The sequence below is a fragment of the Oscillospiraceae bacterium genome (assembly GCA_015068645.1).
GTDB lineage: Bacteria > Bacillota > Clostridia > UMGS1840 > UMGS1840 > SIG452.
Genome location: SVKD01000008.1, coordinates 56,797 through 69,005, shown reverse-complemented (window position 1 = coordinate 69,005; position 12,209 = coordinate 56,797). Strand labels below are relative to the sequence as shown.

The window sequence follows — 12,209 nt, the reverse complement described above, 5'->3', positions numbered from 1 at the left end:
ACGAACCCGCCCCGATAACGCAATCGAGGATTGCGGTCGGGTATCTCGAAATCTTGCTATATTCACAATAAAAAAGGAATTGTGTCAAAAAATACAGTTCCTTTTTTGGTGCCAAGAAAAACAGAAAAAATCTTTATTCATCTTGACAACCCATCAAAAATTTGGTAAACTATGAAGGATTCTAATAGGGAGTGGTATCGAAGTGGTCATAACGGACATGACTCGAAATCATGATGCCCCTTGAGGGACGTGGGTTCGAATCCCACCCACTCCGCCATAAAGAAAACACCTGCTGATTCAGGTGTTTTTTCTTTTTGCAAAGGGTGGCGATGAGAACCCACTTAGGTTCGTCGAAGCCGCCGAGTGCCAACAGCAATCGGTCGGCGAAGTCTCGAGCAGCGAAGAGTTTTCGCTAACCGCCAAGGGCGGTCGAAAAATCAAGTGGCGCAGAGTATCCCACCCACTCCGCCATAAAAAAAGCACTTGCAATAGCAAGTGCTTTTTTTATTTCACGATATCATAAGGCCAGTCGATAATACCGCCAAATTCCTTCACGTTAGTGTAGCCTAAGTTGACTAAAGCTTCGGCAGCAATTTTACTGCGACGTCCCGAACGGCAATAGACCAAAATCAACTGATCTTTTTGAAGCAGGATTTCTTCCGCTTTGGCGTTGATTTGGGTATACGGAATCAAAATGGCACCTTCGATATGTCCCTCCTCAAATTCGTCTTGCTCTCTTACGTCTAAAATGACATAATCCGATTCGTTTTTCATCAGTTCTTTTGCCTTTTGGGGTGTAATTTGTTCATACATAACGCTTTCTCCTTGTTCTTTTGGTAAATCAGCTGTATGATTGGTGCAAGCGGTAAGAAAGATACAAAAAATACCAAAAATACCCGACAACAAAATCCATATTTTTTTCATTCCAAACACCTACTTTAAATCATACGGAGGCATCGTTTCTCTATTTCGATACTCATGCTTTTCATAATAGCCGATGAAATCTCCTCCATCATCACGAAGAGCCACCATATATACATCCTTGTTTTTCTTGGGGTCATGATAGGTAAACACGATATGATTGTCCTTACTCTTTAAAAACCAGTCCAGCACCGCATCAATCTTTCGATTGGATTCTTGGTTATGGCAATCCTTTAAATTCTGCCCCGTTAAATCTCTGTGATACTGACGAATTGCCGCAGGATTCATATACACAATCACCGAATCGGTATCACAAACAACCACCGGTGCCGTGTCTTGCTCAATCACGCTTTTTAGAAGTTGATTTAACATAAGTTTTCTCCAGTTGTTACTTTTTTAACTCAAACAAACCGTGCTCATTGCAATAATAATAAAATTTACCGCCACGCATAACAGGAAAGCGCAGGGCGCCGTCCTGCTCCGGATAAAGCTTTACGGTAAGCACTCTGTCAAAACGGACATAGGAAACAAAGGAAATATAATGTTCTTTTATCATGGGATGAGAGAAAGTGATATAATACTCATCCTCCACCGTTTCAAAGCAAAGCTCGTGCAAAGCATCCGCCGCCTGAGGCGTGAGCGGCAACAAACTTCTGCCGCAGCATAACACCTGGGTATTTTTGCTGCCGCCTAAGTCTGTGACAATATTACCACACACATCACACACATAAAATTTCGTTCTTTTCACATTTCCCGCCTCCGCTTTTGTCTTGGGTAATTCTCCTGCCAAAAGCTTTTTGATGTCCACCCCAAAAAGTTCCGAAAGAGCGGGCAAAAAAACAACATCCGGGAATCCCTGTCCCCGTTCCCATTTGGAAATGGTTTTGGGAGAAATACCAAGCTTGTCCGCCACCTGTTTCTGGGTATTACCACGTTCCCGACGAAGTGCAGCAATCAAGTTACCTGTTTTTAATAAATTCATTTTGGTCACCTCTTGATACTTATTTTAGCAGAGAATACCAAAAGAATCAATCCACGATTCGTTTACTCAAACTCAATAAATGTGGTTGCATCGGTTAAAGGAAGTGTTCTTAAAGCCAGTTCTTCTTCTAATTCGTAGAATTCGTCTTGGGTCATATCAAGCACGTTTGAGGATGCCGCATCCGGATTCCCGGTGGCATTTTGATACACGCTGATAGTTTCTGCATTTCCCTGAGATTCATAAGTGAAATAGTAATCTTTGCAGAGAATCTGGTTTTCAGCAGAAAGATAAAATTCTCCAAAAAAGATATATTCCCCATCGGAACCAAAATTTGCAAAGTGTCCGTCTGACAATAAGGAATAAGAAGATCTGGGATGTCCGTAAAGAACACAGTTGGGTGCTCCTTCTACCACGGTGTAAACACAACAGATACTGTTTTGCAAATAGTTGTCTTCTCCTGCTGCAGAAAGACCAATCAAAAGCTCCGGAACCTGATCCTGATTCACATCCTTATACTGATAGCAAAGCATTGTTTCTGCTTCCTCTTCATAAACCAAACCAATTTCACGAATGGCATCCATATGTTCGGGAGCTGCTTCTTCTGCAGGTAAGGCGAGCACATTTTTCACTTCGGCAATCACTTCATCATACACAGACACATCATAATCTAAAGCCACTTCACCCTGCTGTGCGGCAGGATCAACCTGAGTTTCTGCCGGGGTGGGTTCCGCTTTTGCGGTGCTTTTTGGATTCTTTTCGGTGCTTTTTTTTGCATCCTCAGAATCAGTGGTACCTTTGGAACAAGCTGTCAGAAGCATAACAAGAGCCATCATACAAACTAAAAATACTCGCATTTTTTTCATCATAAATACCTCTTCTGCTCTTTTTATCAAATTAGTTGAAATACTCATAAACCGAACGGGAAAGCTCCACAATGTGTTCCCTTGCTGCTGCAGTATCGGAAACATTGTTGGATATCACACAAATCACATAATCCCCACCGGGAGAGAACACAACTGCTGCATCATTTTCTGCGGTACTCAGTTCTCCGGTTTTGTTGGCACAAACAGTTCCCTCAGGCAATCCTTGGGGGATTTTCCCAGTGCGGGTCTGCTGTTTTAAGAGTTCCATCATTTGGGTATCAGCCTCTTCGGAAACCAGTTCTTTCCGATACAGTGCACTTAAAAATTTGCCGCAATCCACCACGGAGGTGTAATTTTGCTGCACAATGGGTTTGGAACGGGAATTTTTTAAATCCCGTTGCAGTTCTGTGTCCGAAAAGCCTAATGATTGGCTGTAGGAATTCAGGTGTTGCATCCCTTTTTGGAAAGCTTCTCCTTCCATATCGGTGTAGGTTCCGCCGCCTAAAATCCCAACCAAGTCATTGGTGGCTTCGTTATCACTTACGGTGATCATCTGATGAAGCTTGGTTGTTACCTGCTCTTGTAAAATGGTTCCCTGCTTCATTTCCGCAAAAACATCGCCCATCACGAAAAGCTTAATCAAACTGGCGGAAATCATCTTTTGATTATTGATTTCAATGGCATCATTATTAGATAAATTTTCCACATAAATAGCCCAGTCTCCCTCAAAGGTTTCCAGCTGAACTTGAAGTTCTTCCTGCAACGCCAGCAAAGAATTTTCTTTCGGCGGCGGTTCTGTGGGAACAGGTTCCGTGATGACAGGCTCCGCAGCAATCTTTTCTTTGGGCTCTGCCGGTACTTCTTTCTTGGGAAGCAAATAAGCTCCAATAAACAATCCCCCTGCCAACAAAAAGAGCAAAATAACTATGATCAATACTTTTTTCATCATTCTTCTCCTGCCTGACTTAAAGTGTTGTGCACATACCAGGCAAGGTCAGCAATCACAGTCTTCTGAGTTTCCGGCTTTGGTCCTTCCGAGAGAACGGTGATGACATACTCTGCATCCTCCGAAGAGATAATTGCAGATTCATTATATACCGTGGAAGTAACGGCATTATGGTTTAAGAAGGTAATACCGCTTGGTAAGTACTTGCCGATGCCTGCATTTTTGGCGCTGTCCTCAATTTTGAAAAACTTCTGCAAATAAGAACGGTCAACCATACCTTCCTCAGATCGATACATATCTGCCAACATACCGGTGGCATCGTCAGCGCTGATATAGTTATCCCTTTCTCCATTAAGAATTCCCAGATAACGTTCTACCCGAACGGAATTGTAAGACCCGTTTGCACAAACCTCTTCAATGTAGCCCATGCCATAATGATCCATCAGGGAGTTGGTGGCGTTATTGTCGCTGTAATTTAACATATACTGTGTTAATGTGGTCACATTAAAATACTGACCGTCATCTTCTTTTTTCAAAGCGCCACGACCGTCTTTATCCAAAAATTGGAACAAAATATTGGAATTCCAGGTAATATTTCCAGCCTTCAGATCTTCGCTGACCGTGTATAAAACCGGAATATTCACCAGTGCAGAAGCAGACATTGCCCGATCAGATACACCTGCAGAATAAGTTGCATCATTTTTCACGTCATATACACATACACCGATGGAGGTATCGCTTGAAACACCTGCAAGGATACGGTTAATCTCATCCATATCCAGTAAGTCATCCCGTTTTTCTTCCTCCAAAACAATTGCTTCGGGATCTCCCGTGGGAGCCGGAGTGGGTGTGGGCGCCACAGTAACAACCTCATCAGTTCCTTTGTTGGAAATAAACTGATAACCCAAAAATCCTGCCGCAACCATCAAAGTAGCAAACGCCACAATCAAAAGAACAATCAGCAGTGTGTTCTTTCCTTTGGGTGCCACGGGTGTAGAAACAGGTGGCATCTGCTGTTCGGGAGCACGATAATTTGCGCCGGTTGAGGGCTGTTGGGGAGCCTGGTAATTCACAACCGTTGAGGTCTGATTGCTGTAATTCGCAGACGGATACCCCTGATTTACCGGAGGAGTTCCGGGTTCAACCCTACGTCCGCAATGCTCGCAGAATACTGCACCTTCCTCTATTTTTGCTCCGCAATTTGCACAAAAATTCATCTTATAACACCTTCTTATTCTCTATTCATACAATATCGGGATGTAAAACTACATCCCGATACCTTTTATATGATTTATGCCCGGTCGTTCTCGTCAAAAACGTCCCCGCATTCCGGACAAAACTTAGGCGGATTCATAGGATCCTCCGGAGTCCAACCGCATTTATCACAACGATACAAAGGTGCTCCTTCCGGTTTTTTTGCACCGCAATTCTGGCAGAATTTTCCCTGATTTACTGCACCGCAGCTACAGGTCCAACCATTTTGAGCCACTGGTTTTGCCGCACCGCAATTCTGGCAGAATTTTCCGGTATTCTCGGTTCCGCACGAACATTTCCATCCATCAGCTGCAGGAGATGCTCCCCCAACAGGCTGATTCACCATCGTGTCCTGAGTGGTTCCGCCCTGCATAAAGCTGGACATACCGCCCATCATATTGCCTGCCATACCCATCCCCATGAAGCCTGCCATAGCACCGTTTTCATTTGCTGCAGCGGTGTTCATAGCCTGAGCGGTAGCACCTGCCATATGACCTCTTAGCATATTGGCATCTCTGCCCATAGCGGTGGAACGCTGATATTCGGTAATTCTTGCTTCGTCTTCTTCGGTTGCATTCACGGAAGAAACGCCAAATTCCACAATTTCAATTCCGCGTCTGTCTCTCCATTTGGAAGATAACAGCTCATTTAATTCCTCTGCCAGCTGCATGGTATAAGCAGGAATTGCCGCATAATATATATTGTTTTGAGAAATTTTAAACATTGCGGGATTTAATGCGGTCAGTAATTCCGATTTCAACTGTCCGTCAAGTTCGTCACGAGTATACTGATATTCCACATTAGCACACACATTGGTATAAAACAGAAGCGGATTGGTAATCCGATAAGAATACTCGCCGTGGCAACGGATTTTAATATCTAACGGAAATCCGATTGCCTGGTCCATAATTCTGAACGGAATAGGAGACGGTGTGCCGTATTTATTGCCCATAATTTCTTTGGTGTTGAAGAAATACACTCTCTGGTCTTTAGCGGGTTCTCCGCCAAAAGCAAAACGCTTGCCGATTTCTACGAAAGACTTTTTGATGTTTTCTCCTAATTTTCCGTAAAAAATACTGGGTTCCGTCTGATTATCATACACAAATTCACCGGGGTCTGCACAAACTTCCACCACTTTTCCGGATTCCACAATCATCATACACTGCCCTTCATTCACATTGATGATGGAACCGTTGGAAATGATATTGTCAGTCCCTTTTTTATTGGAAGAACGACCTCCGATTCTTTTTTCGCCTTTTACTACTAAGGTATCCGCGTCCATACTTTCACAATAAAAATAGTCACGCCATTGATCCGCTAAAACGCCACCCAGCGCACCAAATCCGGCTTTTAATAAACCCATAATTCATCCTCCTTTTGATTATTTATGATTCCGATATATTCTATCACTTTTAACCTTTGGGTAATTCCACACGAAGATGGGTGTAAAGAATTCTGGCAACAATTGCGGCAGCTTCACTTCGTTTGATGGGATCTTCGGGATGGAAGCTCATGGTTTCATCACCCACTGCCACCCCACGGTCATACAATTCTAAAATTTCCACTGCGTAGGGATGGTCTTCTGCCACATCAGGAATGTCTGTAATCGGCACTTCGTTGGGATAGTAATTTTCTGCATCCGCACGGCAAAACAGATAAGCCATCTGTCCGCGAGTAATGGGAGCCTCCCAATCAAACATTTTGCCTTCTTCGATAACATAGTTCTGATAGCAATAATCCACATAGGGTTCGTACCAGAGTTCCGTTGTCGATTTGGGAATGGTGTGTCCGTTCCGCATTGCAGCGATACCAGCCGCGATTTTTGCCGCCTCTGCACAGGTCATAGTGGCAAATGGGTCAAAATGATCTGCGCTTTTTCCGTTGATGATGCCCATATGATATGCCGCATCCACATACTGATAGAACCAGTCTTCCACCTTCACATCTTGAAAAGGAATTCCTAAAGTACCGGGATAATAAACATCCGAATAACCGCATTTGGAGCAAGTGGAAACAGGAATCTTATAGTCTCCCCGTTGTTCTACGGTTTCTATGGACTCTCCATGAATGGTTTCTACCACAAATTCATAATTTCCTTTTGCTTTTGCAAAGGCATCATAGAACAAGTCCATATCGGTGGTGCAATACACATATACCATCATATTGGGAGTATTATCAAAAGCATTTTCCCCGAAGGCAGGAATGTTTCCTTCGGGAGAAAACATTGCCATATGAAGATTTTGGCAATTCATAAATGCTTCGTCTCCAATGTGTGTAACGGAAGCAGGAATATCCAAAGACATCAGATTAGAGCCTTCAAATGCATTGTTACCGATTGCTTGCACGCCGTTTTCAATGGTTACGGAACTGATGCCCAAATCGCAAAAAGCCTTTTCCCCAATGGAGTTCACCTTCACGCCGTTAACTTCCGCAGGGATATATACATAACTTTCGCCGTAATAAGCAGTGATTTCGCCGTCTGCAGTAATCTCAAACTCAGGCACGGTGATTTCATCCGCAAAAACACTGACGGATGCACCAATCAAAAGCACTGCCCCAATCAACAGAGAAAGAATTTTTTTCATAGTCAGAACGCCTCCTCATTTTTTTGACAGACATTTTAAAATCAAATCGTTTATCGGATATTCAGCCGCCGTACATCCATACGGCGGCTGGCTTTTCATATCAAGTTTGCCGATGAAAAGATATGCGCAATTCATTTGCTGTTTGACAGTTCAAATAAAGTCCGTGACCTTCTTTATTATCGTAATCCATCAAAAGGTGATTCTCCCGAAAAGGCCACATCATAATACCACATGCAAAAGCATGACAATTTTCCGTCAATTGCTTTTATTGTAGCACAGTTTCTGCAAAAAAGCAATTGATTTTTTGTAATTACTGATTCACTGCCAATCCCAGATTGGTAGAACCTGCTGCATACAGAGTCCAGTTTCCTTCGTTTTCCGCAAAAGTGATTACCAGCTTTGCAGTACTGTCATCAGATGCTACCCAGGTGTAATTTCTGTACTGATTCTCAGCATCATACTGATATTCGGATGCATCCACGCCGATGTATTCTTTAAAATCTGCATAAGTTCTTTCATCATTGGAATAAGCAAACAAACTGTTTCCGCCCAGATATTCTTCTGCAGTTTTCTTTAAAACTGCCACTTCAGCCAGTTCTTCGCTCATAGGCTGAGTACCTTCGCCTGCTAAGTCAATCCCGAAAGCGGTTCCGTCTTGCGCTTCCTGTGTGGTCGCTTCGGTGCCACCCTGTTTGGTTTCTTCTTTGTTTCCGCAAGCCGCCAGGGTAACCAATAACATTACTGACAATAAGATTGCAATTAATTTTTTCATTGTTTTTTCTCCTTTTTTTACATCATTTTATGTTTTTTATTTTTTTAAAAAGAGCCACCGCCGCCCCCTCGGGAACTACCCGAAGAGGAAGTGGAATTGTTGTTTTCTTTTTTCACTTTGGTAACACGGCTGTATAAGAAAACGTCTTTTGCAAAATCCAGATGATAGCTGCCATCTTTTTCATAATTTGCCGCATAATCGTTGGCAACCGCCGTTTTCATCTTGGAAAGCTGCACCATCATCATAATAAATGCCAGAATCAACGGAATTGCTACTGCACATCCTATAACAATTGCCACATATCCCCAATCAGTTTCTTCGTAAGGTGTGCCGCTTTTTGCCATAGAAACCAACTCGTCCGTAACAGAAACGTAAGCCTCCACCGCTTTGGCAAAATCTCGGTCTTTTAAATGAGGTTCCACTTCCCGTTTTAAATACGAGATACCGCTTTCATTGATTGCAGTGGTACCGTATCCGTTGGTGAGAATGTAATATTCTCCCGCTTCCACGCCAATGTAGAATAAACAACCGTCTTTATTCGCTCCAACGCCAAATTCCATTTCATCATAAATCGCATTGGCAGACTCTTCGGCAGTGCTTTTATAAAGTTCTTCGTCAATCATAACAACTGCCTCAAAATCGTATTTTTCGGTAAATTCGGTCAATTGGTTGTTCATCGATTCCCACTCCTCATAGGTGAGCAGGTCTGCAAAATCGTAGATACAAATCTTCTCTGTCTGAGAATCGTCCGAAACAGCTTCCATTGCAACTGCCGGCACCGTACAGGTGAGGCAGAACATCAACAAGCATAACATCCATACTATTCGTTTCATATCCTCACCCCCTTAACGCAACATCAGATATGCCACAACTGCGGACACAATTGCTGCAATTCCTGCAATTTTCCAGAAATATTTCCATTTTTTCTTCTTATCTACGGGATATTCCCCAACCACTTTACCGGTCTGCCCGTTGATGGCATACTGGTAAGTTTTTCCCCGATAACCGATATTCAGCATCCAGACAGGTAACAGCGCATATCTGATTTTCCCATTGGAAAAGCTGACACTTGCCTGGTCGGGAAGCACGCTGGTATAACCGGTGGTGGTGCGGTCAAACGCCGCAATGGTGGAATTTTTTACCCGTTCATTGGCACGCTCTATGCTTTCTTCGTGCGAAACATCATACTTATCCGCCAGATAACCTGAAAGATAAGCACCGTCAAATTCCACAGCATCGTGATAATCAAAAGGTTCCACCGCTTCCATATAAGCATCGTCCGCTTTTTTAGAGCCGTCCACAGGAATATTGGCAAAACCAACGCCTCCTTGTCTTAACAGCTTATAGAAATCGGTTTTGGTGTATCGATAGTTGGCGTCGCTCCAAGTAGTAACACGTTGGGCGTCGTAGGTAAGATAAGCATCGCAATCACAGTCAAACATCCAAAATGGCACATAAATCCCTGCCATTTCTTCAATTTTTTTCTGTTGCTGAAAGCTGTCCGGTAAAAAAGGAGCTTTTTTTGCTGCTTCCAAAAAGGCTGCCATTGCCGCTTTTTTATCCACGCGGAACGGAATAATATAGTCCGGACGAAGGGTTCCTTCAAACTGGGATTTCACCACAGTGGACTGTCCGCAATAAGGACAAACCGTGGCACCAAGAGTGTCATCCCCCGTAATTTCAGCGCCGCAGGATTGGCAGGAATAGTTTGCCAGATTCACACTTCCTTCTGCCTCATAATTTCTGGGTTCATAATGATCCCAGTTATATTTGGAGGCTTGGGTTGCATGCTCCATCCCTTCGGTCATCTGAGCAATATCTTCTACCGAAAAGGTAGTGTCGCAGGAAGCACATTGTAACGTTTCGCCTAAAAAGGTCAATGGTGCTCCGCAACAAGGACATTGATAACTTTTGACGGTATCCATAGTAAATTCCTCCTGAATCTATTAATCTTATGGTTTGTTCAAAAAACTGCCATAATGAAAACCGCAAATTTCCAAAATCACTACATTCTCTTTGGAAATAAATCAGCAATCTGCTATGAAATTTCGGTTCTTCATTGACAATCGCCCGTTGCCTTAGGATTTTTCATTCAACGGTTGACTGTTATCATTTTATATGATATACTATAACTTACTTGAAATAGATTGTTCCAAATCTATCCTGACAAAGAAATTCTAGCATATTTTTTAAACAATGTCCCCACACTTTTTAAAAAATCCAGTGTGGGATTATCATTTTGTTAACATTTTTCACCTAATTATGACAAAAAGTGTGGGAAAAAGTGTAGGATAGTCTCCTTACTGATTGCCCCACCTCATATTTCTTGTTGAAAGGAGCTCTTATGAAACGAAAGTTCTTTTTATGGAGTGTTTTCAGCTTGGCGATTGCCACACTCTCCGGCTGCACTCCCATCGGAGAGAAAAGCACAGGCCTTTGGATCATCTACGGTGTAACCGCGATTCTTTCGCTGATTACCCTGTTTGGATATACAGTTGCGATCCGCAAAAAATCTTCCTGGCTACTGGTTCTTTTTTGCTCGGTGTTTGTGGTCAATTCAGGATACTTTTTCATCTCTGTTTCCGATTCCCTGTCAAAAGCGCTTTGGGCAAACCGTATTGCCTATCTTGGCTCGGCATTTTTGCCTCTTTCCATGATTATGACCATTTTAAAAATGTCAAAAATGAAATACCCCAAATGGCTCACTCCCGTACTTCTCGGGATTTCTGCCGTCATATTCCTGATTGCGGCAAGTCCGGGCTATTCGGATATTTATTACAAAGAAGTTTCTTTGGTGCAACGAAACGGCGTGTCCTTTTTGGAAAAAGAATACGGTGTGTTGCATCCGGTATATCTGTTTTATCTGATTGGCTATTTTGCATTGATGTCCGCCGTAACTCTGCGCGCAATTTCAAAAAAGAAAATTGAATCATACTCTCAGGCGGTTATTTTAGTGATTGCCGTGTTTGTCAATATCTGCGTATGGCTTTTGGAACAGCTGGTACATATTGATTTTGAATTTTTATCTGTTTCATACATTATCAGTGAACTGTTTTTGTTAAGCGTATCTCTGATGATTCAACAGCAGGAAAATCTGATAGCCTCCCTACAGGCACAAATCACCCAATCCAAACAGCCGCCCAAAACAATCCTTGACAAAAACGCACCCGAATTTTTGGAACACTGCAACTATATGAAAGAACAACTTCCTTATCTGACAGCGTCAGAACGGGCAATTTATCAATGCTATCTGGAAGGCAAATCCACCAAAGAAGTGTTGCAGACAATGAACATTGCAGAAAACACATTAAAATTTCACAACAAAAATATTTACGGAAAACTTGGTGTTTCTTCCAGAAAACAACTTCTGGAATATGCCAAAGCCATTTTAGAAGACTAGAAAAGAGGCGATCTTGCCTCTTTTTTTATTGTGAATACAACAAGGTTCCGGGGCACCCGACCGCAATCTTTGATTGCGTCATCGGGTCGGGTTCTTATTCCACCACTTCAATATAAAAGCTGACGGGACGAAATCCGTCATTACAGGAAATCATAGCAGAATGGGGATTTTTCATCCAACCGTCGTAAAAGTTGCCGCCTCCTTGGGCAAGCTCTTTTACAAAAAATGCCATACTGTCCCAGGCACTTTGGCAAAGTCCTTCCGGTTTTTCTCCGTTTTCAGAGATAAAAACATCACCCACCCGGATATCACAAGTGTGTTCGAGGGGATTTTCATACAGCTTCATTAAATCCTGATGCTCCACTTGCTTGACCGCTGTAATTTTACAAGGTTTCATACCACACTCCCCTTTTCTTTTCTTACATTATACTCCTTTTTTCTAAAAAAAGCAAGGATTTTTCTCCATGAATTTTTTTTGCAAAAAAG

General features: G+C 42.7%; 13 protein-coding genes and 1 tRNA gene. 2 read left to right on the top strand and 12 right to left on the bottom strand.

Annotated elements, in window-relative coordinates; genetic code table 11:
- The first annotated feature begins 188 nt into the window (after positions 1–188).
- Positions 189–277 (top strand) — tRNA-Ser (locus E7413_04865).
- Positions 278–504: 227 nt separating this feature from the next.
- Here the strand turns inward: E7413_04865 and E7413_04860 are convergent.
- The 11 genes from E7413_04860 to E7413_04810 form a co-directional block, all read right to left on the bottom strand.
- Positions 505–924, bottom strand: coding sequence for a rhodanese-like domain-containing protein (locus E7413_04860; protein ID MBE7019187.1), 420 nt, complete (start codon positions 922–924; stop codon positions 505–507).
- 9 nt (positions 925–933) lie between these two features.
- Positions 934–1,293 (bottom strand): PAS domain-containing protein, encoded by a 360-nt coding sequence (locus E7413_04855; protein ID MBE7019186.1) that lies wholly within the window; start codon positions 1,291–1,293, stop codon positions 934–936.
- A 16-nt stretch (positions 1,294–1,309) separates the two neighbouring features.
- On the bottom strand, positions 1,310–1,903 hold the full coding sequence (locus E7413_04850) for a helix-turn-helix domain-containing protein (GenBank protein ID MBE7019185.1): 594 nt from the start codon (positions 1,901–1,903) through the stop codon (positions 1,310–1,312).
- 62 nt (positions 1,904–1,965) lie between these two features.
- Entirely contained in the window at positions 1,966–2,769 is an 804-nt protein-coding gene (locus E7413_04845; protein MBE7019184.1) for a hypothetical protein, read from the bottom strand.
- A 28-nt stretch (positions 2,770–2,797) separates the two neighbouring features.
- Entirely contained in the window at positions 2,798–3,715 is a 918-nt protein-coding gene (locus tag E7413_04840; protein MBE7019183.1) for a serine hydrolase, read from the bottom strand.
- Positions 3,712–4,929 carry a zinc-ribbon domain-containing protein gene (locus tag E7413_04835; GenBank protein ID MBE7019182.1) on the bottom strand — a complete coding sequence of 406 codons (1,218 nt, stop codon included), beginning with the start codon at positions 4,927–4,929 and terminating at the stop codon, positions 3,712–3,714. The genes E7413_04840 and E7413_04835 overlap by 4 nt, the downstream gene beginning before the upstream one ends.
- Positions 4,930–5,003: 74 nt before the next feature.
- Complete coding sequence (locus E7413_04830; GenBank protein ID MBE7019181.1) at positions 5,004–6,329, bottom strand: SPFH domain-containing protein; 1,326 nt, start codon at positions 6,327–6,329, stop codon at positions 5,004–5,006.
- Between the two features lie 49 nt (positions 6,330–6,378).
- Entirely contained in the window at positions 6,379–7,551 is a 1,173-nt protein-coding gene (locus tag E7413_04825; protein MBE7019180.1) for a hypothetical protein, read from the bottom strand.
- Between the two features lie 310 nt (positions 7,552–7,861).
- On the bottom strand, positions 7,862–8,323 hold the full coding sequence (locus E7413_04820; protein ID MBE7019179.1) for a hypothetical protein: 462 nt from the start codon (positions 8,321–8,323) through the stop codon (positions 7,862–7,864).
- Positions 8,324–8,367: 44 nt separating this feature from the next.
- On the bottom strand, positions 8,368–9,156 hold the full coding sequence (locus E7413_04815) for a TPM domain-containing protein (GenBank protein ID MBE7019178.1): 789 nt from the start codon (positions 9,154–9,156) through the stop codon (positions 8,368–8,370).
- 12 nt (positions 9,157–9,168) lie between these two features.
- Positions 9,169–10,248 (bottom strand): hypothetical protein, encoded by a 1,080-nt coding sequence (locus E7413_04810; protein ID MBE7019177.1) that lies wholly within the window; start codon positions 10,246–10,248, stop codon positions 9,169–9,171.
- A gap of 419 nt (positions 10,249–10,667) precedes the next feature.
- Between E7413_04810 and E7413_04805 the strand changes: the two genes are divergently transcribed.
- Entirely contained in the window at positions 10,668–11,723 is a 1,056-nt protein-coding gene (locus E7413_04805) for a hypothetical protein (protein ID MBE7019176.1), read from the top strand.
- Between the two features lie 94 nt (positions 11,724–11,817).
- Here E7413_04805 and E7413_04800 read toward each other — a convergent pair whose 3' ends face one another.
- On the bottom strand, positions 11,818–12,120 hold the full coding sequence (locus tag E7413_04800) for a TIGR04076 family protein (protein ID MBE7019175.1): 303 nt from the start codon (positions 12,118–12,120) through the stop codon (positions 11,818–11,820).
- Positions 12,121–12,209 lie beyond the last annotated feature (89 nt).